The organism is Runella rosea (genome assembly GCF_003325355.1).
Taxonomy (GTDB): domain Bacteria; phylum Bacteroidota; class Bacteroidia; order Cytophagales; family Spirosomataceae; genus Runella; species Runella rosea.
This window is the reverse complement of sequence record NZ_CP030850.1, coordinates 2,427,431-2,453,047: the sequence shown is the minus strand read 5'-3', so window position 1 is coordinate 2,453,047 and position 25,617 is coordinate 2,427,431. Positions and strand designations below refer to the sequence as shown.

Annotated in this window: 23 protein-coding genes and 1 pseudogene; 15 read left to right on the top strand and 9 right to left on the bottom strand. The window is 43.7% G+C overall.

The genetic code is table 11. The features are described from left to right. Positions 1-49: 49 nt before the first annotated feature. The 6 genes from DR864_RS10425 to DR864_RS10400 all read right to left on the bottom strand — a co-directional run bounded on the left by DR864_RS10425 (position 50) and on the right by DR864_RS10400 (position 5,892). On the bottom strand, positions 50-1,396 hold the full coding sequence (locus tag DR864_RS10425) for a hypothetical protein (RefSeq protein WP_114066907.1): 1,347 nt from the start codon (positions 1,394-1,396) through the stop codon (positions 50-52). Between the two features lie 12 nt (positions 1,397-1,408). Beyond that, on the bottom strand, positions 1,409-2,857 hold the full coding sequence (locus tag DR864_RS10420; RefSeq protein ID WP_114066906.1) for a hypothetical protein: 1,449 nt from the start codon (positions 2,855-2,857) through the stop codon (positions 1,409-1,411). A gap of 20 nt (positions 2,858-2,877) precedes the next feature. Beyond that, complete coding sequence (locus DR864_RS10415) at positions 2,878-3,609, bottom strand: hypothetical protein (protein ID WP_114066905.1); 732 nt, start codon at positions 3,607-3,609, stop codon at positions 2,878-2,880. 50 nt (positions 3,610-3,659) lie between these two features. Further along, positions 3,660-4,223, bottom strand: a complete 564-nt coding sequence (locus DR864_RS10410) for a hypothetical protein (protein WP_114066904.1) — start codon at positions 4,221-4,223, stop codon at positions 3,660-3,662. Positions 4,224-4,297: 74 nt separating this feature from the next. After that, positions 4,298-4,816: an RNA polymerase sigma factor gene (locus DR864_RS10405; RefSeq protein ID WP_114070235.1), complete on the bottom strand. Its 519-nt coding sequence runs from the start codon at positions 4,814-4,816 to the stop codon at positions 4,298-4,300. Positions 4,817-4,986: 170 nt separating this feature from the next. Beyond that, entirely contained in the window at positions 4,987-5,892 is a 906-nt protein-coding gene (locus tag DR864_RS10400) for an alpha/beta hydrolase (protein WP_114066903.1), read from the bottom strand. A gap of 83 nt (positions 5,893-5,975) precedes the next feature. Here DR864_RS10400 and folK point away from each other — a divergent pair, with 83 nt between their 5' ends. Both folK and DR864_RS10390 read left to right on the top strand, forming a co-directional pair. Beyond that, on the top strand, positions 5,976-6,464 hold the full coding sequence (gene folK / locus DR864_RS10395; protein WP_114066902.1) for a 2-amino-4-hydroxy-6-hydroxymethyldihydropteridine diphosphokinase: 489 nt from the start codon (positions 5,976-5,978) through the stop codon (positions 6,462-6,464). A gap of 78 nt (positions 6,465-6,542) precedes the next feature. Then, positions 6,543-7,913: a flavin monoamine oxidase family protein gene (locus tag DR864_RS10390; protein ID WP_114066901.1), complete on the top strand. Its 1,371-nt coding sequence runs from the start codon at positions 6,543-6,545 to the stop codon at positions 7,911-7,913. A gap of 3 nt (positions 7,914-7,916) precedes the next feature. Here the strand turns inward: DR864_RS10390 and DR864_RS10385 are convergent, their stop codons facing one another. Both DR864_RS10385 and DR864_RS10380 read right to left on the bottom strand, forming a co-directional pair. Beyond that, the gene (locus tag DR864_RS10385; RefSeq protein ID WP_114066900.1) at positions 7,917-9,614 is read right to left on the bottom strand and encodes a DUF262 domain-containing protein; all 1,698 of its coding nucleotides are present in this window, start codon (positions 9,612-9,614) and stop codon (positions 7,917-7,919) included. A gap of 36 nt (positions 9,615-9,650) precedes the next feature. Further along, positions 9,651-11,192, bottom strand: coding sequence for a YifB family Mg chelatase-like AAA ATPase (locus DR864_RS10380; RefSeq protein WP_114066899.1), 1,542 nt, complete (start codon positions 11,190-11,192; stop codon positions 9,651-9,653). 207 nt (positions 11,193-11,399) lie between these two features. Between DR864_RS10380 and DR864_RS10375 the strand changes: the two genes are divergently transcribed. From DR864_RS10375 to DR864_RS10360, 4 genes are all read left to right on the top strand, one after another. After that, positions 11,400-11,873, top strand: a complete 474-nt coding sequence (locus tag DR864_RS10375) for a DUF4293 domain-containing protein (RefSeq protein WP_114066898.1) — start codon at positions 11,400-11,402, stop codon at positions 11,871-11,873. A gap of 332 nt (positions 11,874-12,205) precedes the next feature. After that, a complete protein-coding gene (gene recQ / locus DR864_RS10370; protein ID WP_114066897.1) occupies positions 12,206-14,446 on the top strand; it encodes a DNA helicase RecQ in 2,241 nt (746 codons plus the stop codon). A 102-nt stretch (positions 14,447-14,548) separates the two neighbouring features. Beyond that, positions 14,549-15,838 (top strand): phosphoribosylamine--glycine ligase, encoded by a 1,290-nt coding sequence (purD, locus tag DR864_RS10365; RefSeq protein WP_114066896.1) that lies wholly within the window; start codon positions 14,549-14,551, stop codon positions 15,836-15,838. A gap of 95 nt (positions 15,839-15,933) precedes the next feature. Continuing rightward, positions 15,934-17,178 (top strand): PSP1 domain-containing protein, encoded by a 1,245-nt coding sequence (locus tag DR864_RS10360; RefSeq protein WP_114066895.1) that lies wholly within the window; start codon positions 15,934-15,936, stop codon positions 17,176-17,178. Between the two features lie 207 nt (positions 17,179-17,385). On the opposite strand, the gene DR864_RS10355 is transcribed toward DR864_RS10360, so the two are convergent. Beyond that, entirely contained in the window at positions 17,386-17,631 is a 246-nt protein-coding gene (locus DR864_RS10355; RefSeq protein WP_114066894.1) for a helix-turn-helix transcriptional regulator, read from the bottom strand. A gap of 250 nt (positions 17,632-17,881) precedes the next feature. On the opposite strand from DR864_RS10355, the gene DR864_RS10350 reads away from it, so the two are divergent. The 9 genes and pseudogenes from DR864_RS10350 (at position 17,882) to DR864_RS10310 (ending at position 25,431) form a co-directional block, all read left to right on the top strand. Then, entirely contained in the window at positions 17,882-19,315 is a 1,434-nt protein-coding gene (locus DR864_RS10350; protein ID WP_114066893.1) for a glycosyltransferase, read from the top strand. Between the two features lie 43 nt (positions 19,316-19,358). Next, complete coding sequence (locus DR864_RS10345; protein WP_114066892.1) at positions 19,359-20,261, top strand: cysteine peptidase family C39 domain-containing protein; 903 nt, start codon at positions 19,359-19,361, stop codon at positions 20,259-20,261. Continuing rightward, complete coding sequence (locus DR864_RS10340; protein ID WP_114066891.1) at positions 20,261-21,001, top strand: DsbA family protein; 741 nt, start codon at positions 20,261-20,263, stop codon at positions 20,999-21,001. Before DR864_RS10345 ends, DR864_RS10340 begins: the two co-directional genes overlap by 1 nt. Before the next feature lie 373 nt (positions 21,002-21,374). Continuing rightward, positions 21,375-22,067, top strand: a complete 693-nt coding sequence (locus DR864_RS10335; protein WP_162793703.1) for a hypothetical protein — start codon at positions 21,375-21,377, stop codon at positions 22,065-22,067. A gap of 65 nt (positions 22,068-22,132) precedes the next feature. After that, on the top strand, positions 22,133-22,999 hold the full coding sequence (locus tag DR864_RS10330; RefSeq protein ID WP_114066889.1) for a glycosyltransferase family 2 protein: 867 nt from the start codon (positions 22,133-22,135) through the stop codon (positions 22,997-22,999). Positions 23,000-23,011: 12 nt separating this feature from the next. Further along, complete coding sequence (locus DR864_RS10325) at positions 23,012-23,872, top strand: glycosyltransferase (RefSeq protein WP_114066888.1); 861 nt, start codon at positions 23,012-23,014, stop codon at positions 23,870-23,872. Between the two features lie 279 nt (positions 23,873-24,151). Continuing rightward, positions 24,152-24,349, top strand: a pseudogene (locus DR864_RS10320) (cysteine peptidase family C39 domain-containing protein); the annotation flags it as partial. Between the two features lie 5 nt (positions 24,350-24,354). After that, positions 24,355-24,732 (top strand): beta-barrel domain-containing protein, encoded by a 378-nt coding sequence (locus DR864_RS10315; RefSeq protein ID WP_114066886.1) that lies wholly within the window; start codon positions 24,355-24,357, stop codon positions 24,730-24,732. 111 nt (positions 24,733-24,843) lie between these two features. After that, on the top strand, positions 24,844-25,431 hold the full coding sequence (locus DR864_RS10310; protein ID WP_114066885.1) for a NifU family protein: 588 nt from the start codon (positions 24,844-24,846) through the stop codon (positions 25,429-25,431). The last annotated feature ends 186 nt before the right edge of the window (positions 25,432-25,617 follow it).

Below are 25,617 nucleotides of genomic sequence, written 5' to 3'. Positions count from 1 at the left end.
TTTAAGGCAAACCAGTCGGGGAGGCGTGGTTTTCATGGCTATGGAGGGTTTAGAGGGCGAAGCCGAGTTTGAAACTGCTGTAAGGTACAAAAATAGGTTGATGCTTGGTAGTGGAGCGCTCCTTGTAGAGCAATCCGAGTTGAAAATCAAAAAAACCTTTTTCAAATATCCTTCTTTGCATTCCCCAAGTCGCGTAGGCAGCTCTGGTATTGTTCCAACGTGTTTCTCGTTTTACTTGAAAAATAGGATTATAATCCATGTCACTAAACGATAGCTCTTGGCTACCCATAATGGCGAAGTAGTTCCCCGAAAGGTTGTTGGCCGATTTTCCCTCTCTTATTCGCTTCTTTAGGTTGTAGTAGTACCTAGGCTGTATTAAAAGGGTACTGCCAACCACCAAAAATTGCGAGCCAAATGATTGGAGCGCTTTTCTGCTCAAATATGCGAAAGATAGACTTAATTCAGTGTTGATGGACCACGCTGATTTTACAATCTTTCTTTCATAAGAAACGGGTAAAGAGAAGTTAAATTGGCGATTGGTTAGGGTGAGAGGCGAGACAATATTGATTTTAAAAAGGTGGCTTTCTTCTTTAAAACACTTCCAAACATTGCAATCACTGGCATTGAGAGATTCTGTTTTTTTTGCAGAAGTAAATCCCAAACCAAATTTTACATCTGAAAATATAAACCATTCGTCCTTGGGGGCAGGAACATTGATGTTGGATTGATTTTGTAGGGTCAAATCGTAAGTAGTGCGCCCAATATTGAGAGAGAAATCGGCAAATCCTCGCTTGAAAAATCTCTTTTGGGTACCTAATTTTAGAGCAAAAATTTGGGAGCTTTTATACCACTGATTGGATTGGTTTCCGATGAATGGTACTTCGAGTAATTTGCTCACAAACTTAATAGAGGGTATTTCAAAAGCTTGTCCGTACTTAAAACCTATATACGAACCTGTTAGGTTGTTAGCTTGTAAACCTTGTTTTAAGCGTTTTTTCATATCATAAAACCAGCGAATTTCGGCACTTGCAAAATGAGATGACCATTGAAAATCACTAACGTAACCACCACTTAGGCCTATATCAATAGAGAACGAAGACCCAATTTTATGTTCATAACTAAAAGCATAGGATAATGAACTAGGTAAACCTTCTGAGATTTCATTACTCGGGCCTCGTAATTGTAAACTAGGTATAGGACTGGCTGATAAATACCCCTTCAACATCCACTTCGTAGGCTCTTTAGTCATAAAGACATAGTCATACTGGTCAATAAATCGCTGTTTTTCGAGCGTTCCAGTCTCCTGCGTATGCGTAATGCGGACGGAGTCGGTTTGGGCGAATGTGGAGCTGAGAAGGTAGAATGTAGAATAAAGGAAAAGGAATAATTTTTTCATGGCTGTTGAGGTTTAGAGGGCAAAGCCGAGTTTAAAGTCAAAAATGAAGTTGTTTGGGCCTAATAAATAAGGTTCTCTATCTAACAATCCTTTCGTTATATTTAAGTCAATGAATCCATTCTTAAATAATTTCCGTTGATAGCCCATCAACAAGCCTGTATTTACAAACATCGGAGTAAGGTCGAAAGCAAGTTTATATCGGTCGTTTTCTAAGAACCCGTATGATCCAAAAAAAACATTATTCACTCCGGCATAAAGACCTGATAAATTATTGCCTGATTTTCCCGCTCGGACCTGACGATTCATCAAAAAATACCAGCGTGGCTGAATATGTAACTGTGCGCCAAGACTTAGACTTTGGCTATTACCTGTGAAATAAGTTTCTGTATCAGGGTCATATTGTTGCGTGTTTTTTTGAAGATTGTTTAAAGTAAATAAATTCAGATAGGTATTGACTGAAAACGCAGATTTGGCAATTTTTTGCTCATATCCAACACTGCCGTTAAGCGCCTGCAAAGAGGTGCTGAGGCTAATCCGAGGCCAACTGATTTTCCATAAGTTGTTTTCATTTTCAAAGCATTGAAACACATCACAAGCCGGAATGTTAGACGATTTTTTGAAGTCGGCCAAAGCCACACCTACTTTGAAATTGGTCGTGATGAGCCAATTGTGTTGAGGAGTTGAAGTAATACTTTCTTGAATATTACTCCAGTCTACTGGTTGCTTGATTGAATTGTCGCCGTCTAAGAAAGTAAGTTTCCGGTGGATTTGCTGATTCGTGTTGCGGTTTAATGCGATTGAAAAATCAATGAGACCGTATCTGAAAAAGCGTCGCTGGATTCCATAGTTCAAGCTGAGTTGAGAATGGTAATAACTGCCGAAATAGTCGGTATTCCATTTTCCATTTGTACCAGAAAGCCCTGTAGCCACTGAATTTTCATTTTGCCATAATCTTTCATACCTGAGCGATAAATAATTTCCCGAAAAATTGTTACTGCTTTTTCCCTTTCGAATACGCTTTGCCATGTCATAGTACCACCTCAGTTCGGCGGATGTAGCCCAGCATCTATTACCACTTGATGTATAGTAATACGAATAATCAATAAGGCCAGCTTCTGTAAGAGGAACCTTAGAAACACGCGCTACGTCTATTTCTATTGAAAATGAAGGGCTTAACTTTCGTTCTACGCCCAATCTAAAATCAACAGTTCTTTTTACATACCCTTTTTGGAAAATATTAGAACCGAGTAAATTATTTATATTCCCATAGCCTTTCAGCATCCACTTCGTCGGCTCTTTGGTCATAAAGACATAGTCATACTGGTCAATAAATCGCTGTTTTTCAAGCGTGCCGGTTTCCTGCGTATGGGTGATGCGGATGGAGTCGACTTGGGCGAATGTGGATGAGATTCCTCCTATCGTCGGAATGATAAAAAATAGAAAATGAATTAACTTTTTCATGGTTGTTAGCTGGTAATGTGTTAATGCTTGGCCACGGTGGTACCGTTGCGGAGTTCAGTGTTTTTGGTTTCTACATCTAGTTTAACCTGCGACTTATCGGTCTGAATGTCAAGGCTTCCGTGTTGCGCCCTTACGCGGCATTCGCCCTTGATTTGTTGGAGCAGGAGGTCGGTGCGCTCCGCTACTACGCTGAGGGTTCCGCTGAGGTTGTCGGCTTTCAAAGCGCCGAATTGCGTGCGAGCGGTGATGTTTCCGCGTAAATCGCTTAGTTCGATCGTACAAAATTCCGTTTGTAGCTGCATCACCGTTTGGAGTCCTTTGACGGTTGTTTTGCCGAAACTGTTTTGAATTTCGACCGCACAATTTGCCGGCACAAACAGTGTAAAGCGTGCTTTGAGGTTGGATTGGGGCTTGGCTCCATTTTTGGTCAATACCACAAAATTGTGCAGGCTCACCGTTCTGCCTGAATTATCGGCGGTGTAATGTAGGGTTTCGAGGTCTTTTTCGGCAGTGTGTCGGTCGGGATGTTTGGCCGTCAGTTCAACGATGGCTTTGATTTCATTTCGGTTCCAGGGCGTTATTTCAATGTCGCTGCGCTCGCCCCACACCCTAACTTTGGGGTATCGGTCGGCCGCAAATGTTTTCTCGACCGTTTTGGTCACTACTTGCAGGGTTTGCGCAAGAAGCGAGGAGCCAGGAGCAAGAAGCGCGTAAAGAAGAATAAGTGAAAATAATAATTGCTTGAATTTCATGTGCTGTTAACGATTATGCTTTTCTATCTTGGTCCATGAGACCTATGTGTTTACAAGATTCTTTCATTAAGTTTTCGAAGAATATCGGCGCGTTCCTGCTCAATTTCAGATAGTTGAGCCGACAAAGCCGCATCGGTATTGTACGAGCCGAGCGCATCTTTGAGTTGGTTGCTTGCCGCCGTGAGATTATCGAGTTCTTGTTTGAGATGTTTAAACTCGGGCTTTTCACAAACCGTTACTTTGTCTTTGCAAAGTGCCTGTAATTGAGCGTATTGTTGGTCAATAGTCTCGTCTGGTGCGACCATTGTTTTGGGATTTATTTTTTCCTGTGAATACGAAATAGCTGCCTTTTCGGCGTTTCGTTGCAGGGCTACATACCCGCCAATTCCCACCGCCAACACGACGGCGGCGGCGGCCGCATATCGCCACCACGTTCTTTGCGAGTTTGGCAGTTGGGCGGCAATCTCAACCCAAGCCTGAACGGGCGGTTCGTAGGTTGGTAGCTTGCCCAGTGCTTCCTGCAAAGGCGCTTCATTGAGAGCCTGCTCAATATTTTCCCAGACCGATTCGGGCGGGGAATACTGCGGAAGTGTATCTTTCAATGAATTTTCCATCCTGTGTTTTGTTTGTTTATGGTTTGGGATTTGAGAATCCCAAACCCCTTTTCGGGCAGAGGCAAGCCCTGCCCCTACGGTGTGTTCTTCAACATTTCTCTCAGTCGTTTTTTTGCGTAAAACAATTGCGACTTAGAGGTTCCCTCCGACACACCGAGCATTTCGGCTACTTCGCGGTGCGTATAGCCTTCGATTTCGGTCAATACAAATACGGTTCTCGTGCCTTCGGGTAGGCTTAAAATGGCTTTTTCCAAATGCGCGGCCTCAATAGAGTCGTTTCCCCAGTCGACGGTTGTGGTGTCGGTCGGGATTTCATCCATCAAAATATATTGTCGTTTTATTTGGGCATTGTGATACGCTTTTCGAACCAAAATCGACTTAATCCAAGCGCCTAGCGTAGCCTCGCCGCGATATTGGGCCAAGTTGCGAAACACCGACAAAAACGTGTCCTGCAAGGCACTGTTGGCGTCGTCAAAATCGCCCGTGATGCGGTAGGCCAACGTGTACATGGCCGATTTATAACGGTCGTACAAAAGACGTTGGGCGGCACGGTCGTCGGAAAGACAGCGTTGAATCAGTTCTTTTTCGGTCATGAATTTGGCTTTCAATCACAAAGAGCAGCCAACGGAAGGAAAAGGTTGGAAAGGGGAGGGAAGAAAGATGAAATAAGAAGTAGGAGGTCAGAAGTAGGAAATAAGAGGCAGAGTGTAAGAATGGATTCATATTTCTTACTTCCTATCTCCTATTTCCAGCCTCATACCTCCTACTTTACAAAACCCGCCGTGGTCATCCAATGCAGACAACGGCCAAACCACTCGTCAAAAGCAGGAACTTTTAAGTAGCCATGTTCCCCTTTTGAATAAATGTGTAGTTCGCTCGAAACCGCGTTTCGTTGGAGGGCTTCGTAAAATAGCAGACTGTTGGAAACGGGCACCACGGTATCGTCGCTTGCGTGGGTGATGAAAGCTGGTGGCGTTGAAGAAGTTACCTGAAGTTCGTTTGAAAAAAGCTTGATTTGCTCGGAAGAAGCATTTTTGCCCAGAAGATTGGCCCCCGAACCTTTGTGGCCGATACCTTCCATGAAACTTATGACTGGGTACACCAAAATCATAAAATCGGGTCGAACGCTGATGCCTTCGGTCGTGGGAAGGACGGGTTTTTCAAAATGCGTACCTGCCGTGGCGGCCAAATGTCCGCCTGCTGAAAAGCCCATGATGCCGATTTTCTTGGGGTCGACGTTCCATTCAGCGGCGCGTTGGCGAATGGTTTTTATGGCCTGCTGGGCATCTTGCAATGGCCCAATGGAAGGGTCAATCATGGTCTTGTCGCTGGGTAGTCGGTATTTTAACACAAATGCCGCGATGCCCTGCTTGGTAAAAGCCTCGGCTACATCGTAGCCTTCTCTTTTGATGACCAAAACACCGTAACCGCCTCCTGGGCAGATGATTACAGATGCGCCCGTGGCTTTTTCTTTTGGAGGTAAAAATACCGTGAGGGTAGGTTGTGATACTTTTGAAACGACGTTTGAAGCCGTTTTTACTTCTTCATTTACAACGTCTTTTGCGTTGGGGACTGTGCTTGAGTAAAGTGCGATTTCTTGCTGTGCAAGGCAGGATAGCGCCGATAAAATGCCAAAGACCGTTACGTTTATCTTAGTAATAATATTCATGTGTGTGAAGCGTTAGCAATTTTTATTGAAAGACAAAAGGCGGCCGTTTCTTTTCATTATTTTTGTTTTCCTACCTTTACGGCATGAATCAACAATCAGTTTTTTTATTGTTAGGTGCAAATTTAGGCGAGCGGGAAGCCACTTTGGCAAAAGCAACGGACTTGATTTCGGAACGCATTGCGCCCGTTATGTTGCAGTCGCATTTGTATGAAACGGCTCCTTGGGGAGTGACCGACCAACCCGCTTTTTTGAATCAGGTGATTAGCATTGAAACGATTTTGACGCCTGAAGAATTGCTGAGTCAAACGCTTGAAATTGAAAAACAGCTGGGGCGCGAACGGCGTTTACGGTGGGGGGCAAGAGTGATTGACATTGATATGCTGTATTATTCTGACCAGATTTTGGATACAGAAAATCTGCATTTACCTCATCCCAGATTGCACCAACGTCGTTTTACATTGGTGCCTTTGGCCGAAATCGCCCCTGATTTTTTGCACCCTGTTTTACATAAAACCAACCAAGAATTGCTTAACGAATGTACAGATGACAGCCAAGTAAGCGTTTTTGACTAAATGTGTAATTGAAAAATAGAGAACGGGAGCTTTTAAACGCAAGCAAAAGCACCCTAGAATCCCCATTAACTCACCACTATGCAACGTCGCGATTTTATCAAAAATACCGTCCTTACCACTGGAGCCATTGCCTTTGGCAGTTGTAAAGAAGAAGATCCCTATGCGGAGCGAGAGTATAAAGGACAGATTGCCATTATTGGAGCGGGGGCGGCGGGGCTGTATGCTGGCTTTTTGTTGGCAGAAAAGAAAGCAAATTATACCATTTATGAAGCGGCCGACCAAATTGGCGGACGAATTCGTTCGTTGAAAGGTTTTACAGATTTCGATATTGAACTGGGAGCCGAAAAAATTCAGGGAAACCGCTCGCTCTGGTACGATTGGGTCAAAGAATCGGGGGCGTCTTTTGTGCCGAATACCTCGACAGATTTCTATCAAATTGGTAATCAGATTCTTTCCGAAACCCAATGGGGCAATAACGCTGATTTTAAAGCGGCGTTGTCTTTGACTCAACAGGCAATGAATTATGCGGGGGCCGACACTACTTTGCTTCAATACATGGAATCGGCCAAATTGGCGGCAGGGGTGCGGCACATTGCCGATGCCTTGGTGGCCAATGCCCACGGCACTTCGGCCAATCGCCTGAGTGTTTTGGGTACAACGGAGGAGCGTCAAGCTTGGTCTGCTGGAGAGGGAGAGTTTTTTCTTGCAAATCGTTCGTTAACTGCGGTTTTAGAAGAAAAATTCAAAAACATACTGCCAAGAGTTGTACTTAATACGCAAATCAAGCGCATTGATTATACCAACGAACGCATCATGTTGGAAGATGCCCAAGCCCAGCGGCGTTATGTAGACAAAGTGATTATAACGGTACCGCTTGCTGTGCTACAAAGCACTGATTTACAGTTTGTACCAGCGCTTCCAGAATCTAAGCTTGCTTCCATTAGGAGTATTGGTATGGGGGCGGGAATTAAAGTAATATTGGAGTTTAATCAACGTTTTTGGGATGCCGCCACGGATTCAGTGTATACTTCAGGCGCAGTGCCCGAATATCGGGTAAGTTCAAACGGGCGCAGCACAAAATCCTTTGTTTTGACGGGCTTGACAATGGGTGAAAAAGCCGAAACCCTCAGTGCGCAATCGAGCGCGGCGGCGATTCAAAGTATCATCAAAGATTTGGATGTGATTTATGGAAAAGGTGTTGCTTCTAGTGCCCTTACGAATGCCCGTCTCATGGATTGGGGTAAAGCCCCGTTTATTAAGGGCGCGTATTCGTATCCCATCGTGGGTGGCGGCGGACTCCTAACCCGCCAAACGCTGTCATTGCCCGTGCAGCGCAAAGTTTATTTTGCGGGGGAAGCTACGCACTACGGCGGCCACAGCGGCACCGTTCACGGCGCGATTGAATCGGGCCGTAGGGTTGTGGAGGAGTTGTATAGGGATGTGACGTAGAGGTTACAAATAATTTATTTTCCAAATGGAGATAGCTTTGGTAGCCATGTCTCTTTGTCTGCTGCTTATTGTACTTGCATCCCATTTATCATACTCAAGATGTGAATTTGTTAATTTAAAATCACTTTTTTTGTATTCCGAATATTTATCTGCAAAGAGTTTTCTTCCAACAGTATTATTGGTGTTGGTTTTTAATAGCGTTAAATTTCCTATTCGGTAGATATATTGGGAAGTATCTGTGTTGTGGAACGCCTCAACCCACTCATCCGTTGGCTTTTCGGGTAGAATATGTTCAATCGTTGCCGACTTATCGTTTAAATCTATTTCGTTTCCTCCGTATTGCCTTTCAAGTTTTGAGAGGATATACTTAACGAGTTGATTTGCTTTATTTGTATTAATTGATTTTGTAGCAAAGTCATTTTTGAAATTTGTATCAGCTATATATACGCTTTCCAATAATTTAAAAATTGCCTTTGCGGTTGTTAGTTCTCCTCTAAACACTTTGTTGGCAGCGTCGTTATATACCCTTTCCAACTCATTGGGATTTTGTCCGCCTATGATATTATACCTGAAACTTATAACAACTATATCCTTAAGTAGCTTTACAAATTCGCCAGGTGCTAACTTCTCTTTTGCGACAAGCAATAAAGAGTAGCACTGAGTTACGTCAAATAAATTCAGCTCTTTAATAGATTTTCTCTCATCATCCGACCACAATGCATTATTTTCATCGCTTAACGCTGCATATACACTTACATTTTCTTCCAAGCTGTTTAATAAATCCAATGCTTCCTGCTGCTTGGCCACCTTTCTTTTTAACGCCTTAAATAAGGTGGATTTTCGTTCAATTTTATTTTGGCGAGCATTCCAATAATGGCGTAAATAGGTGGTAACTTCTGTATTCCCAAGGATGTCGTTTATGGCGTCCCATTTCATATCTAAATCTTCTACCAATGCAGGTGAATCAGATAAGATAAGAGAAAATAAATAATTTTTCAGTAAGTCAGAAGCCGACAGTTTTACCCCTCGTGCATTAAGCGTTTCAAAAATTTTGTATGCATTTGTATCATCACCTACTTCAATAAGTGTGAAGAATAAATTACTGCCTAAATTACCGTCTACAAAATCAAACAAAGCCGCGCCAGATTTATTTGATTCAAACTTTTCTTCTACCTTTTTTTTAAAATAAGTAAAAGCTTTGTATAATTTTTGAACGGAAGGTTTTTCGCTGCTTATATTGCTGGGTTTACGCAACTGAACTAAGTAGCTTCTGAAAAAGTATTCATTTATCCGATTCAACCTAAGCTTTGCTTTAGTAACCAGCGTACGCCCTTCCAAAAAGCCAATATAACCTGTTCGTATTAATTCTAATCTTTTTCGATTGTCTTCAGCCTCAATATTGTCGTTTATCCAATCTTGTAACAGACTGATACATGCCAGACAAATAATACTTAGCGTCGTAATTCGTTGTTGTCCGTCAATTATTTCATAATGTTTAGGATTGGGCGTACGCTTAAGAACAACATAACCCATGTAATGATTGTCGTCTGAGTTGAGCTCTTCAATATCTAACCACAAATCCTCCCACTCATCATAGTGCCAACTATAATTTCGTTGATAATTAGGAACTTCAAAGGTTTTTCCGTTACCTATAATTTCCGAAAATGTAGGTCTTGATTGTTCGAAGAATATTTTTGACATAGTAGCGCAAATTTAACCATTAAAACAAATATAGCTCTACCCCGCCCAACTTTCTCTATCCAAACTACGGTACTGAATGGCTTCAGCCAAATGCTCAATTTTGATGTCGGGGCTAGCTGCTAAGTCGGCAATGGTGCGGGATACTTTCAGGATACGGTCGTACGCCCGCGCCGAAAGTCCAAGGCGTTCCATGGCGGTTTTGAGCAAGACCTTGCCCGCAGGATTTATGTCACAGATTTCTTTTACCATTTGCGATGGCATCATGGCGTTGCAGTAAATACCCGTATTTTCTTTAAAACGCTCAGTTTGAATTTGGCGGGCCTTGATGACGCGCTCGCGGATGGCGGCGCTGTTTTCGGATTTGCGGGTAGAGGCAATTTGGTCAAACGAGACGGGCGTGACTTCAACGTGTAAATCAATGCGGTCGAGGAGCGGGCCGCTGATTTTGTTCAGATAGCGCTGCACCGCCCCTGGTGGGCAGACACATTCCTTTTCGGGGTGGTTATAATAGCCGCACGGACAAGGATTCATGCTGGCAATGAGCATAAAATTGGCGGGAAACTCAATGGCCCACTTGGTGCGAGAAATGGTAACACGGCGCTCTTCGAGCGGCTGTCGCATCACTTCCAAAACTGTACGTTTAAATTCGGGAAGTTCATCCAGAAACAACACCCCGTTGTGAGCCAGCGAGATTTCGCCAGGTTGGGGAAATGAACCGCCGCCCACCAAAGCGGCGTCGCTTACGGTATGGTGGGGTGCCCGAAATGGACGTCGTGAAATAAGCGCGGCTTTTGTGCCCAATTTCCCCGCTACAGAATGAATTTTGGTTGTTTCAAGGGCTTCATGGAGCGTCAAAGGCGGCAAAATGGACGGGATTCGCTTCGCCAACATGGTTTTTCCCGAACCCGGAGGGCCAATCATAATGGCATTGTGCCCGCCCGCTGCCGAAATTTCGAGTGCGCGTTTGATATTCTCCTGCCCCTGAACATGCTCAAAATCAGCTTCGTATTCGTTGAGGGTGCTCAGGAAAATATCCCGGGTGTCAATGGTTATGGGCGTGATGTCTTTGGTGCCTTCAAAAAATTCGATGGCGTCTTTGAGGTTTTCGACGGGAATCACGTCTAGGTTATTGACAATCGCCGCCTCGTGGGCGTTGGCGGCGGGAAGAATGAATCCTTTATATCCTAATTTACGTGCTTCGATGGCAATGGGCAATACCCCTTTGATGGGACGGAGGTTGCCATCCAGCGAAAGTTCTCCCATGATGATATAGTCTTCTAGGTTCTTTTGGGCAACCAATTGGTCGGATGCTTGAAGTACACACAGGGCGATGGGCAGATCGTATGCCGAACCTTCTTTTCGGATATCAGCAGGTGCCAGATTGACGACCACTTTTTGGCGAGGCATACGGTAATTAAAGTATTTCAGCGACGCTTCCACACGTTGCTCACTTTCTTTTACGGCACTGTCGGGCAATCCCACCATAAAAAAACGCATTCCCTGACCTACTGTTACTTCAATGGTAATGATGGTGGCATTGACGCCATACACTGCACTGCCGAACGTTTTTGAAAGCATACTCGATTCTTTTAAAAGCTGATTTTTTCGTAAAAATAAAGTTTATCTATCAAAATGATGTGCTGTGGTCTAACGTTTGCGTTGGTAAGAAGGTTTGAAATCTTCCCTCTGGCGGGTGTATCAAAATTATAGTCAATTGATTACCTTTGCCATCCTTTATTAGTAAATAAATCATTAAAAACAAATAAGAATAACTACTAACGAGTTATGTTACAGCGTATTCAGTCACTTTTTTTAGCTTTGGTTGCCGTAGGAATGGGCGGTATGATTTCCCTGCCTATTTGGGATAAAACAGCATTAGATACTACCCAATCGGTTCATTTGACAGCCTTGCGGCTTATCCATCAGCAAGGCACAAGCTCGGTTATTACGCCAGTGTGGTACCTTACTTTACTGGGGGCACTGGTGGCAGCATTGGCCGCTTTTGCGTTATCTCAATACAAAAACCGTTTGCTTCAGTCGGGATTATGCGCCGCCAACTCCGTACTTATGACGATTATAATGGGTTTGGTCATGTATTTTGTGTTTGGAAAAGCTAAAAATCTTTTTGATCCCGCAGCCAATGGAGATTTCGGACTTGGTTTTTATTCCCTTATATTAGCCATGTTGGCCAACGTCCTTGCCAACCGTTTTATACGTCGCGATGAGAAATTTGTTCGTTCGCAGGAGCGAATGAGATAAATAAACGGACGTATTATAGATATTTTTAAACAAATTTTCTGCCTATTTTACTAAGTAAAAACCCTGCAAGGTTTTGGCTGTCAGTATGTTGTTAGTCATTTTGGGTAGTTCAGTAAAAAAAAATGTTTTTTTTACGGCTAAAAATTTGTTGTGTCAAATTTGATAATTTTTACTAATTTCAAACTTAGATACTGGAGTTCAGGGTCCGATTACAACGGATTGTCATAACTCTGGATAATCGTTATTTTTTTACATTCCAACTCACCACAAAAGCTATACAAATCCCTGTAAATCAGGAGAGTAAAAGCCACTAAAATTTATAAGTCACGAGGATGATTCAGGTAGACACAGGCGTACAGCATACGCTTAAAGAGCGACTCAAAGAAATATTTGGTTACAGTCAGTTTAGAGGAGAGCAGGAGGCTATCATCAATAGCATCATGGGCGGCAATAATACCTTTGTTATTATGCCTACTGGTGCTGGAAAATCCCTGTGCTATCAGCTGCCGGCGATAACAACCGAAGGTATTGCTATCGTTATCTCGCCCCTTATTGCGTTGATGAAAAATCAGGTGGATCAACTCAACGCATTCGGAATCAATGCCCAATTTTTGAATTCTACCCTCAACAAGGCTGAAATTAATAAAGTTAAAAAAGACGCCTTAGACGGAACCTTAAAACTGCTATACATTGCTCCTGAATCGTTGACCAAAGAGGAGAACCTTGATTTTCTGCAAAGAGCCAATATTTCTTTTGTGGCGGTAGACGAAGCGCACTGTATTTCTGAGTGGGGCCATGATTTCCGACCTGAGTATCGTCGTATCCGGGGAATTATTGATAACATCAACCCTGAGCTGCCGCTTATTGCTTTGACTGCCACCGCTACACCCAAAGTGCAGCAGGATATTGTCAAGAACTTACGGATGGAAGAAGCGGCGATGTTTAAAACATCGTTTAACCGTAAAAACCTGTACTACGAAGTACGTCCTAAATTAGGAGATGTTAATAAACAACTCATCAAATACATTAAAAACAATAAAGGTAAATCGGGTATCATCTATTGCTTGAGCCGTAAAACGGTAGAAGAAGTGGCCAATTTGCTGAATGTGAATGATGTAAAAGCACTTCCTTATCATGCAGGATTGGACTCGTCGACCCGGATGCACAATCAGGATGCCTTTCTCAATGAGGAAGCCGATGTGATTGTGGCAACCATTGCTTTTGGAATGGGAATCGACAAGCCCGACGTGCGGTTTGTGATTCACTACGACGCACCCAAATCGCTGGAAGGATATTATCAAGAAACAGGACGTGCAGGACGCGATGGTTTGGAAGGAAATTGTGTCATGTTTTATTGCATTGATGACATTCAGAAACTGGAGAAATTCAACAAAGATAAGTCTGTAACAGAACGTGATAATGCGCGCCATTTGCTCAACGAAATGGTGGCCTACGCCAATCTTGGCGCGTGCCGCCGCCGTCAGTTGTTGAGTTATTTTGGAGAGTACATGGAGAAAGACTGCGGGTTTTGCGACAATTGCGTCAAGCCTACCCAGCGAATTAGGATTCAGGAAGAGGCGGTTTTGGTCCTTAAAGCCATCGATCAAACGGATGAGCGATTTGATGGAGACCATATTGCCGACCTGATTACGGCAACCGACAACATCTACGTAACAAGCTACGAGCACAACAAGCTCGAAATGTACGGCGCTGGTAAATTTAAAGATGAAGAAGAAGGGGAAGAATACGGAGTAGAATTCTGGCGCTCCATGATTCGTCAACTGGTGATTTTTGGATTTCTGTCTAAGGATTCCGAAAATTTCGGGGTCTTAAAAATGACGGAAAAGGGACGCAAATTTATCAAGGACCCTTATCCAATTACGATTTCCAAAGATCATACGTTTGATGAAAGTGAGATACAGAAAGCAAATGATGAAGAAGATGTAACGGATCTTGCCCCTGCGGGCGGGGGCAATGCCTACGATGAAGCGCTTTTAGGTTTATTAAAAGCATTGCGTAAGAAGCTGGCGAAAGAAAAAAACCTTCCTCCGTACGTGATTTTCCAAGATCCGTCGTTGGAAGAAATGGCCACTACTTATCCCACTACGTCCCAGGAAATGGCCCAAATCAACGGGGTCGGAATGGGAAAAGTGTCGAAATTTGGACGACCGTTTATTGATTTAATCACCAAATACGTTGAAGAAAATGAGATAGAAACCGCTAAAGACGTAGTTGTAAAATCAGCAGCTAACAAGTCTAAAGTGAAAATTTTTATTATTCAGCAGATAGACCGAAAAGTGGATTTGGATGAGATTGCGGAAGCAAAAGGGCTTGGGATGGACGAGTTGATTGAGGAGATTGAACACATTTGCTACTCCGGTACAAAACTAAACCTGGATTACTACATCAATCAGATTATGGACCGTGACCGCCAACGGGATATTTATGATTACTTCATGGCAACCGAAACTGATAGTATCGCAGTGGCCATGGATGAGTTGGCGGAGGAAGATGTCACCGAAGACGAACTCCGATTGATGCGTATCAAATTCTTGTCAGAAGTAGCAAACTAAGTGGAAAGCTAAACCTATAAAATTAAGAACAAACCCGCGTTTGTTCTTAATTTTATGATTACTCAACATTGTACTCGTAGCGATCCCTTTTATACTAAAAAAATGAACATTCTAATCCTTGGTTCGGGCGGACGTGAACACGCTTTTGCTTGGAAAATTGCGCAAAGCCCACACTGTGATGAGTTGTATGTAGCCCCCGGCAATGCAGGTACCGCTCAGGTAGCGACCAATCTTCCCTTTAGCTATAATGACTTTGAAGCAACTGCGAAAGCAATTGTGGAATTAAAAATTAAATTAGTGATTGTGGGGCCAGAAGAGCCGCTGGTCAACGGGATTGTTGATTTTTTGAAAGCACGCCCTGAGCTTTCAAGAGTCAAAATCGTAGGACCCGACCGACTGGGAGCCCAACTGGAAGGAAGCAAAGATTTCTCCAAAAACTTCATGTTGAAGTACGGAATCCCTACGGCTTCTTCTCGCACATTTACCTCTGAAACGCTCGCAGAAGGGATCACTTTTCTGGAATCACACGCTTTACCCATTGTTTTGAAAGCCGATGGATTGGCCGCTGGAAAGGGGGTCATTATTGCAGAAAACATCGCCACGGCCAAAGCCGCCATGCAGGATATGCTGGTAGATGCCAAGTTTGGTGATGCTGGAAACAAAGTGGTCGTTGAGCAGTTTTTAAAAGGAATCGAACTTTCTGTTTTTGTCTTAACGGACGGTATCAACTATAAAATTTTGCCAGAAGCGAAAGACTACAAGCGAATCGGGGAAAAAGACACGGGGCCTAATACGGGCGGAATGGGGGCGGTGTCACCGGTTGTGTTTGCGGATGAAAATTTCCTGCGGAAAGTAGAAAATAAAATTGTTAAGCCAACCTTATCGGGCTTACAGGCCGAAGGAATCCGCTACGTCGGATTTATTTTTATCGGTTTAATGAACGTAAAAGGCGAACCTTACGTGATTGAATATAATGCGCGCATGGGCGACCCCGAAACGGAGGTGGTATTGCCGCGTATTCAGTCCGATTTTGTGACGCTTCTGCTCGCTGCCGCCGACCAAAAGCTGGCGGAAAGTGATTTGCTGATTTCGCCGCAAACGGCCGTGACCACGGTGCTTGTGTCGGGGGGCTATCCTGAGGCGTACGAAAAAGGCAAGAAAATTGCAGAGTTAGAAAGAATAGAAGACGTGCTCGTCTTTCATGCCGGGACCGCAGCCAATGGAAATGGCGAGGTACTCAGCAACGGAGGCCGTGTGTTGACTTTAACAGCCTTGGCAAACTCGCTCGAAGGAGCCGTCAATAAGTCTCAAAAAGCAGCAGCAACGGTACAATTTGAAGGAAAATATTATCGCAAAGATATTGGATTGGATTTGATCCGTTATAACGACTAGGGGCTAGTGATTAGTGGATTGTGGTCAGTATTAAAATACTCACTACTGCTTGGGCAGCCACTACTCACTACCCACTACTCACTATTCTATAAATTATGTCCTGTAAATCATGTTCAACCGGAGGTTGCGGTACGCGTGGCCTGACTGAAAAAGCGTCCGGTTGTCAAAATAATGGCGCTTGTGGAACGGGTGGCTGTAATAAAATGAACGTTTTTGATTGGCTCAGCGACATGGATGTGCCAGTGATGAAACGCTTTGATGTCGTAGAAGTTAAATTTAAGGGTGGACGCAAAGAGTATTTTCGCAACATAAATCAACTCGATTTGCACACTGGCGACTACGTCGTGTGCGAGATGGCCTCTGGTTATCATATTGGCTCCGTATCATTGCAAGGAGATTTGGTTCGCCTGCAAATGGTCAAAAAGAAAGTGGCCAACGACGAAAACTTGAAGAGCATTTATCGCGTAGCCACCCCGCGCGATTTGGAAAAACACGAGCAAAGCATTGCCCGCGACCTCACCACTATGTACCGCGCCCGGGAGTTGGTCAAAGACCTGAAACTTAATATGAAACTCTCGGACGTAGAGTTTCAGTCAGACAATACCAAAGCTACTTTCTATTATTCGGCCGACGAGCGCGTCGATTTTCGTGAATTAATTAAAGTATTGGCGGGAGAATTTAAGGCTCGTATCGAGATGCGGCAGATTAGCCTGCGTCAAGAGGCGGGACGTTTGGGTGGTATCGGAGCCTGTGGCCGTGAGTTATGCTGCTCTACGTGGTTGACCGATTTCAAAAATATCACCACTTCGGCGGCTCGTTACCAAAATCTATCGCTGAATCCGACCAAATTGTCGGGTCAGTGCGGGCGATTGAAGTGCTGCCTGAACTATGAACTCGAAACCTACATCGATGCCCTCAAGGATATTCCCCACGTAGATGCGCCTCTTCAAACCCAAAAGGGAAAAGCGCACCTGCAAAAAACGGATATTTTCAAGAAAATCATGTGGTTTGGCTACGAAAATGACAGCACCACTTGGCACCCGATTTCGCTGGAAAACGTCAACCGTATTTTGAGCCTTAATGCCAAAGGACAAAAACCCGTTTCGTTGGAAGTGCTGGAAATCGAAGAGCTTGTGTCATTATTGCCCGCTCCTGGCATCAACAGTGATTTAGCGAAGATGGATAAGAAATTCAGCAGCCGCGACCGTGATCAGCAACAAAGCGGCAATCGTAATAGAAATAAAAAGAAAAAAGGCGGAGGAAACGCAGGAGGAAATAACCCTGCCAATAACGCTAAACCGACGAATAACCCACCCAAAGGGGGCGGCGAGAAGAAGTAAACTCATTCGGTCAAATTTTATTAAAAAAGGGATAACCTACTGAGGTTATCCCTTTTTTAATTTACTGAAAATCAAGGCGTTGCCCCCCGCCGTCTGCTCATTTATTCCCCTATTTGAAGAATTGGTTTGAGAAAGCTTTTTAATGGTATTTTCCAATACCTGAATGGTTGCTTCTTGTTTGGCGTCGCGTTGGCGTAAATACTCGTTTTAGGTCTTTAGTCGGAGTAGCTCCGTTTCGGTGGCTGCGTTGTGCCCATTAATTTTTTGCAAAATCACTTCTTCTTTTACCCTGAAAAGGGCGGCCAATGGCCGAATGTAGGCAATCTTGGGCAAGTGTTTATCACTTTCCCAGTCGCAGTAGGTGCTTTGCGCCACGTTGACGGCGGCGGCCACGTCTTTCTGCGATAATCGGTGTTCACGGCGTAGGTTTAGTAAAAAGGTCCCAAATGTCATACATATATCAATAAATAGTGGATAGATACGCTCTTTCGAGAGTAGTCCATAACGCTCACGTATTATTAAAGTAGGGACGGCTATAGCTGTGTAACGGCGCAAGTTAGAAAAATTGTATAGATGGTCCCTCTCATTTTCTCGAAAACTTATCAAACGGTCTTCCAGCAAAAATTATCGGAAAACCGATACTGTTTCTTGAAAAAAGTATAGTCTTTTGTGGCATACGTTCCTAAGCCCTGAAAACGATTGCATGAAACCCCGCTTACTCATTCTCCCCGCTGCTATCCGAAGCCACGTGTTGCCCTCGCTGTACATAGCGGATTTACTGGCCGATGCATACGAAGTATATTATGCTGTAACCAACCAAGTGCTGGCCGAAATCGTGGAGAAGAATGGCTACCAAGCCCTAATAAATTCAGGGCATAGAGTAGGCTACAACATGGAACCCTCTTATTTGGGGGCTAAAAAACAAAAACTTTCGTATTGGCGATTGCTGAAAGCCTACCGAAACGACGAATTGTATTGGGAGCGCAAGCGTGAACTGGACGCGCTCATTGATGAGATTCGCCCATCAGCTATTTTGATCGATTTGTTTGTCTGCACCGATTTCTGGGTGTTGAACCCCCGCCGAAGTGAGTTTAAGTTGCTGTTCTTCAATCCCATGCCTTCTACCTATCGGGTACAGGATTGGCCGAGCGTATCGGATAGTTACCTCATTCCGCGCGGCGTACCGTCCCGACCTGAAACAAGAAAGAAAAAAAGCCCCTCTCCAACATGGAGAGGGGTTGGGGTGAGGTCTTGGTTTATGCAATGGGCTATTACCCGCCACCGGCAGCGAATACAGCAGTTGGCGGAGGCGTTGCCTGATTATCCCTTGGCCCCAGACGCGACCGTGACGCAGGTGATTGCCAACGTGCCCGAATTGATATTGGGGCCGTTGGAGTTTGAATTTGCCACCGAAATACGCAAACCCCACCAATACTATTTGGGGCTGTGTATGCGCGAGCATCGGCAGGATACCGAGCTTGACCCTGTATTTGAGCAAGCTTGGGAGCATATCGTGAACTTACGACTACAGCAAAATAAAGTCCCTCCCCTTAAGAGGGATTTAGGCCGAGCGGCCGTTGCCGAGAGGTTAATTTATTGCAGTTTTGGTACCTTCCATGAAGGTGCCGACGCTACGCTGTTACGTTTTGTGACCAACTTGTTGGAGGTAATCCGTGAATTGCCCCATGTCCATTTGGTATGCTCGGTGAATAAATACGTGATAGAAACCCTCCGCGCCCGAAAGCTGCTCACCGACCGCACGCACTTTTTTAGCCGAGTGCCGCAACTGCGGGTATTGGCCGCCGCCGATGTGTTTATTACCCATGCGGGTTTTGGGTCTATCAAGGAGAGTATTTACTACGGCGTGCCGATGTTGGCCTACCCCCTCGACCCGCACTACGACCAAAATGGCAACGCCCTGAAAATAGAATGCCACGGCTTGGGCTTGCGGGGCGCTTTTGCGCACGAACGCCTGGGGGATTTGAAAAAGAAACTCGAACGATTGCTGGTAGAAAATTCATTTCGAGAGAAAGTGAAGCAGTTTAGGGAAGAGATAGTAGATGAATACAGGGAAAAGAAAATAAAAGGGACAATGCAGAGCCTTCTTTTGGATAAGCATTCAGCCGTATTGGCCTAAGAGAATATAGACCCTTGCAGGGTGACAAAAAATAAAAAAGTCTATGAACCTAAATCCAACCGAAAAAAACGCAATTGATGCCCTTACGTATATTGTAGAAACTACGGGTGTAAAAGTGACCGCAAAATCGGTGAAGGAGAGTCTCTACCTGCATCCCGATTTTCCGTCTATGCTGGCTTTTAGTGATGTGTTGCGAGAATGGAACATACCTACTGTTGCTGCGCGGGTGTTTCGGGAGCAATTAGTGGAAATTCCCTTGCCGGCCATAGCCTATCTCGAAATAAAAGGTGGGTATTTTGCACCAATCCGTAATGTGTCATCAACAGAAATTCAATGGTTAGATACCCAAAAAGGATGGCAAAAAGAGCCATTAGAGGAGTTTTATAAGAAATGGAATAATGTAGTATTGTTGCTTGAACCCAACGAAAAATCTCAAGAAGCGAAGTATAAAGAAAAACGTAAAGAAGCTTTTCTTGCCAATGCTCGTACCCCTTTTGTTATGGGAGGATTGTTTGTTTGCGCATTACTATGGGGATTATCAAATTTCGCCGCTTTGGCGCGCCAGGAGTGGCAATTTTGGGCATTGTTAGTTACTAAACTGCTAGGGGCAGGGATAAGTAGTTTATTACTGTTATCCACCTTGGGAACAGATAATTCGCTCTTGCGGTCTATCTGTGGTTTTGATAGCCGCACCGATTGCAATCATGTGTTATCATCCAAAGCCGCTAAACTATGGGGCTGGCTAGGCTGGGCCGATATTGGCTTTGTGTATTTTGCGGGGGGACTTATTTATCTACTAGCCCCCCTAACAAGCCCTCCAACCCCCGATGGGGGAGCTAATTACTTACTTCCCCTTTGGGGACTGGGGGCTTTGCGTTGCCTTATACGGTTTGGTCGGTTTGGTATCAGTGGCAGGTGGCTAAGACTTGGTGTACACTGTGCCTGATGGTGCAGGCCTTAATTTGGGTGGAGTTTATCATCCCCCTTGACCTTTTCCTATTTTTCGGAGATAGGTTGGACTTAGCTCCCCCATTGGGGGCAGGGGGGGCTGCTTTGGGCCCCTTTTTACTACCTGCGGTATTGTTAGTATTCATAAAAAAGCCCATGCAAGAAGCTGCGCAGGTGTGGACGCTGAGGCGCGAACTCCAAAAGGCCAAGTTTAACCCCGAATACGTGGAAAGCCTTTTTGCGAAACAACCACTAATGCCACCCATCTTTGAAGATATGCGCGTGGTGAAAATGGGTAACCCCGATGCCGAACATACGCTGACCATAGTAACCAACCCCATGTGCGGGCCTTGCGTAAGACTACACCCTGAAATTGAAGCATTTATTGAATATACCGATACGGTCAATTGCCAATTTGTGTTTTTGGGTTCTCCCAGTGTGCAGCCGTTGGTGCAGACAATCATGAGCTTGCCCAACGAACGAGCCGTGGAGGCCATGCACCGGTGGTACACAGCAAAGTACCGAGACGTGGAAGAGTGGAGCAAAGACGTACATGCTGATGCCCTACATGCTGAAGCTAACCAACAAATACAACTACACCGCCAATGGTGTGATTTAGCAGAAATACAGGCAACCCCTACACTTTACCTGAACGGGCGACAAATACCGCTTGCTTATCACCTCAGCGATGTAGAAAACCTGTGCCGTATTTTAGTGCCTGATGGCACCTTGACCTAAGGATTTGGCCGAATCAACATAAATTAATTTCCCAAGACACAAAACGGTGCGGCGAACCGCACAACCAATCAAAATGAAAAAATCAATTTCAAGTTTTATGGATGCTGCGCTGACAAGGGCGGAGATGAAAAGAGTAAAAGGAGGTTGGGGACCTTACTCGGCTAATTGTACTTGTGGAAATAGTGGTTTTAATGGATATGTACCAGATTATGCTGCATACAAGTTTCTTGTGAGTGTTTACTGTAATAATGGCTCGCCTGTTAATTGTAGCTTTTCTTAGTAGAATTAAGGCTGATATTTACCATATCAGCCTTAATACGACACAACGCCCATTTTAAACATTTCTGAAAACACCCTTTAAACAAAGGAATTGATGACTAAGCTACATTATAACTTCTGCTATATTTTTTCATTAATAATGCTATCATCGCATTTTATCTATGGGCAAGATACTAAATTCGCAATCATAGGAAGTGTGTCAGGGAAAGATACTTTAAAAAGTATAAAGTTGATAAAATACATCAGCCACTTTGAAGATAAATATATTGCAGATATTCCAGTTGTTGATAACAAATTTTACTACGAAAATAATAAGATAAATGAAATAGATGCCTACATTATAAGACACCCTAATAGTCCAAATTTAGACTATTGGTTTATTTGGGACGGTGAGGTAGAAATGAAGATTAGTAATAGCAACTTCTACCCTACAAGTATTAAGTCCCCGCTCACAGCACTTCGAGATAGTTGTAGTGATTTTTTAAATAAAACCTACTTCGATAAAGTAAGAGAACTGGATAAACTCATATCTCAGGAGAGAGCACATAAAAAAGATGGAACGAGAATCGTTGAATTGGAGAAGCAAAAAAGTATAGCTTCCGAAGCTGCAAAGGAAGGTCTTCATAAGTTTAGGGAAAACTTTATTAGGTCAAACCCAAATTCATTTTTGAGCTTATATTATTTGACTGAATCAGGCTTTGAATCGGATGATGCCTGGCATATAGAAATGTTTAAATTACTGAGTGATGACCTCAAAAAACACAGCTGTGCAAAAGTATATAGATAGTATTGTTTAAGGAGTTGTTGAAGAAGTAACTTTTTTGTCTTTGATTAAAAACGATTGCTTCACAGATGTTTTATATCTCATCTCTAAAATATAGCATCAAAACTTGGGTTAGTTTTCTGAGAAAAATCACAGAAGCTAAAAAGCCTGTGAGAAAAGCTGCTCAAGTGCTTGATTCGGATGCTGTGTATAGCAAGGTAGATGAAATCATAGGGTTATCAGTTAGATCAAAAGTAACGGTAATCACGCCTACTACGGGCAATAAGTATTTGAAGCAAGCAATAGAAAGTGTACAAAACCAAGATTTTGAGGATTTAAGACACTTGGTTGTAATAGATGGTCAAGCGTTTTTGGAGCAAACAGATGAGGTGCTAAGAAATAACACAAATCACAAAATAGATGTATTGGTACTGCCCTACAATACGGGGAAAAACGGTATGAATGGACACAGGATTTATGCTGCGTTACCTTTTTTGGTCAATTCTGAGTACGTGTTTTTTTTGGATCAAGATAATTGGTATGAATCTAATCATATCAGTGCCATGATTCATAAAATGGAGGAGGATGATTTAGATTGGGTGTATGCTATGCGTAATATTTATACAGAAAACGGAGCGTTTGTAACACAAGACAACTGCGAAAGTATCGGAGATTACCCTTGTTTTTCGGAACTGCCTCCTCTAATAGATACCAATTGTTACGGTTTTAGAAGGAGTACATTGGTTAAAGTAGCCCATTATTGGTATCATCCCTTAAGAGCAGACCGTTATTTTTTTTATCATTTGAGAACAGCATCGCCAAAATTCAAATCAACAGGGCTGTATACAGTAAATTATCGCCTTACTGAAGGCCGCCCACCTACGCCTGATTATTTTTTACGGGGCAATCAATTCATGCTTGATAAGTACAATTACAAATTACCTTGGGTCAGATAAAAGGATTTATGCATGTTGGAGAGCATTTTACATAGGCACCTATACGGCAACTCCCATTTCTCCGAAGCTAGTTGGTCCCTGCTCAATCGTTTCAGCTGCGAAAGGGTGGTGGGAAAATCGGATGCGTTCGTAGTCTCTATCACCTCTTACCCCGCCCGGATTGAAACGCTTTACCAAACGATAGAATCTATCTTTCGGCAGACAGTGAAGCCAGAAATCATTCATGTGTGGCTAGCCGAGAGTGAGTTTAGTAGCCAAACATTGCCCGCTTCACTAGAAAGGTTGCGTAAGCGAGGCATAAGATTAGATTTCGTGGCTGAAAATCTGGGGCCATATAAAAAGCTGTATTATGCCCTGCAAGCATACCCTGAATCAACGATTATCACTATTGATGATGACATAATTTATCCGCCCAACTGGCTTGAGCAGATGCTGCAAGTGCACCGGCGTTATCCTGAAGACATCCTTTGTTACCGGGGCCACGATTTGCGCTTAGTGGCGCTGAATGTTTTGATGAACTATAATGAATTGAAGAATAAAAATAGCTACGGCATCGAAAGCAGTTATGAGCTGATGCCCACAGGCGTATCAGGAGTACTTTACCCACCCAATTCTTTGCATGAAGAAGTATTGAACAAATCCTTATTTCTGTCTCTGGCTCCTAGTAATGACGATATTTGGTTTAAATGTTGCGCCCTGCTCAATCAAACGAAAGCTAGAAGAATACTGCAACATAACGTACATTTTAAGCTAATTGAAGGCAGTCAAAAGACTTCGCTTTATCATACAAATGTAATCATGAAGAAGAACGATGAACAGTTGAAGCGAGTTTTCGATCACTTTGACCTATATCGTTATATATCATTAATTTAGATTTTAGGGTATCAGGTATTCTCTATCTCGGCCTTTCCTCAAATTTTAATTCAAAATCTCAAAAATTTTATCAATGAAAAAATAAATAACCTAATACTTAGCACCACCACATCCCACGAGTAAATTCCCCCATTACCGTCGAATCGTCGAACCGCAACTCGACGCCATGGCCGATACGTCGGACCGCGAAACGTCGGACCGCAGGAACGCCTGCCTGGTGCGCGGAAACGTCCGTCCGACCCATCTGCTTATATCTGTCAGCCAAATAATAATAAGCGTTTGAAATCCTTCCCTTTTTATAAGCAACTCGACGCCATGGACTGCGGCCCTACCTGTCTTCGGATGGTGGCTAAGTACTATGGGCAGAGTTATGGCATACAGCCGTTACGGGCGGCGGCGGAGATTGGGAAAGAGGGCGTGAATCTTCTGGGTATTGCCCAAGCCGCCGAGAGTATTGGCTTCAAAACCTTGGGTGTACTCCGTTGCAGGAAGGCCAAACCGTCAAAGCTGGGCAGGAGTTATTTTATGTATTGCCCGAGGGAGCGGGATTTGAAGGAGAAATGTACGTAGGGCAGTACAATTTCGGGAAAGTTCGTCGCGGGCAGGAGGTCATTGTGAAGTTTGCGGGCTACCCGTATCAAGAGTTTGGCACCGTGAGCGGGCGCATTGCGTCGATTTCGGATATACCCAAAGATACGGCTTACTTGGTGAAGGTGCAGTTTCCCAAAGGATTGGTGACATCTTCACAAAAGAAAATCTCCTTTCGTAACGGCATGACGGCCACGGGCGAGATAGTGACGGAAGATTTGAAGTTGATTGAACGACTTTTCTACGATTTTAGGAAGGTGTTAAGGCGTTAATTAGACCAAAGGAAAACCATTTCAGTTAAATTTTTGTTGCAAAAGGGATAATCTTTCAGAGGTTGTCCTTTTTGTTTTTTTATCATTCACTAACAGTGCGAAGCAACGACCATGCAACCCGTATTTATCTATACAGAAGCGAGCCCCAATCCCAATTCGATGAAGTTTGTACTAAACTTCGAGCTTGTTCCGCAGGGACTTTCGTTTGATTACCCAGACAGCGAGTCTACCCAAATTGAAGGCAAAGCGTCGCCGTTGGCGGGAGATTTATTTCAGTTTCCTTTTGTCCAACGTATTTTTTTAGCGTCCAATTTTATTACGGTCACCAAAGATGATGCCACCGATTGGGGGGATGTCATTCTGGATACCAAGCAGTTTTTGAAAATTTACTTTGAAGAAAATCACCCCGTATTTGAACAAAAGACGGTTGACAAGAACACGGCAATCTTAGATACCGACAGTCCGACCGTTCGGCAAATTAAAACCATTTTGGACGACTACGTTCGCCCAGCGGTAGAGTCAGACGGGGGAGCTATTTCGTTTCATTCGTTTGAAGAGATAACGGGTACCGTAAAAGTATTGTTGCAAGGCTCATGCAGTGGGTGTCCTTCATCCACATTGACGCTCAAAGCAGGTATCCAAAACTTGCTGACCCAAATGGTACCCGACGTGAAAGAGGTAGTTGCGGAAGGAGTGTAGGGCTTCTTTGGCGATTTTTACCATAATTTTGAGTTTCTTTGCGTAAAATTCAACAAAAACTTTCCCGTTTTACCATTGGATAAAATCACGGAAAGTTTTTTTGTATAGTTTAATGATTGAAATTCAAAAAGCCGTTATTTCGTATTTAGATAAAATATAGCTGCCAAATTACGCAGACGTTGTATC

Coding starts and splice junctions, on each gene's coding strand:
- DR864_RS10425 (WP_114066907.1), bottom strand. CDS start 1,396: ATGAAAAAATTATTCCTTTTCCTTTATTCTACATTCTACCTTCTCAGC.
- DR864_RS10420 (WP_114066906.1), bottom strand. CDS start 2,857: ATGAAAAAGTTAATTCATTTTCTATTTTTTATCATTCCGACGATAGGA.
- DR864_RS10415 (WP_114066905.1), bottom strand. CDS start 3,609: ATGAAATTCAAGCAATTATTATTTTCACTTATTCTTCTTTACGCGCTT.
- DR864_RS10410 (WP_114066904.1), bottom strand. CDS start 4,223: ATGGAAAATTCATTGAAAGATACACTTCCGCAGTATTCCCCGCCCGAA.
- DR864_RS10405 (WP_114070235.1), bottom strand. CDS start 4,816: ATGACCGAAAAAGAACTGATTCAACGCTGTCTTTCCGACGACCGTGCC.
- DR864_RS10400 (WP_114066903.1), bottom strand. CDS start 5,892: ATGAATATTATTACTAAGATAAACGTAACGGTCTTTGGCATTTTATCG.
- folK (WP_114066902.1), top strand. CDS start 5,976: ATGAATCAACAATCAGTTTTTTTATTGTTAGGTGCAAATTTAGGCGAG.
- DR864_RS10390 (WP_114066901.1), top strand. CDS start 6,543: ATGCAACGTCGCGATTTTATCAAAAATACCGTCCTTACCACTGGAGCC.
- DR864_RS10385 (WP_114066900.1), bottom strand. CDS start 9,614: ATGTCAAAAATATTCTTCGAACAATCAAGACCTACATTTTCGGAAATT.
- DR864_RS10380 (WP_114066899.1), bottom strand. CDS start 11,192: ATGCTTTCAAAAACGTTCGGCAGTGCAGTGTATGGCGTCAATGCCACC.
- DR864_RS10375 (WP_114066898.1), top strand. CDS start 11,400: ATGTTACAGCGTATTCAGTCACTTTTTTTAGCTTTGGTTGCCGTAGGA.
- recQ (WP_114066897.1), top strand. CDS start 12,206: ATGATTCAGGTAGACACAGGCGTACAGCATACGCTTAAAGAGCGACTC.
- purD (WP_114066896.1), top strand. CDS start 14,549: ATGAACATTCTAATCCTTGGTTCGGGCGGACGTGAACACGCTTTTGCT.
- DR864_RS10360 (WP_114066895.1), top strand. CDS start 15,934: ATGTCCTGTAAATCATGTTCAACCGGAGGTTGCGGTACGCGTGGCCTG.
- DR864_RS10355 (WP_114066894.1), bottom strand. CDS start 17,631: ATGACATTTGGGACCTTTTTACTAAACCTACGCCGTGAACACCGATTA.
- DR864_RS10350 (WP_114066893.1), top strand. CDS start 17,882: ATGAAACCCCGCTTACTCATTCTCCCCGCTGCTATCCGAAGCCACGTG.
- DR864_RS10345 (WP_114066892.1), top strand. CDS start 19,359: ATGAACCTAAATCCAACCGAAAAAAACGCAATTGATGCCCTTACGTAT.
- DR864_RS10340 (WP_114066891.1), top strand. CDS start 20,261: ATGGTGCAGGCCTTAATTTGGGTGGAGTTTATCATCCCCCTTGACCTT.
- DR864_RS10335 (WP_162793703.1), top strand. CDS start 21,375: ATGACTAAGCTACATTATAACTTCTGCTATATTTTTTCATTAATAATG.
- DR864_RS10330 (WP_114066889.1), top strand. CDS start 22,133: ATGTTTTATATCTCATCTCTAAAATATAGCATCAAAACTTGGGTTAGT.
- DR864_RS10325 (WP_114066888.1), top strand. CDS start 23,012: ATGTTGGAGAGCATTTTACATAGGCACCTATACGGCAACTCCCATTTC.
- DR864_RS10310 (WP_114066885.1), top strand. CDS start 24,844: ATGCAACCCGTATTTATCTATACAGAAGCGAGCCCCAATCCCAATTCG.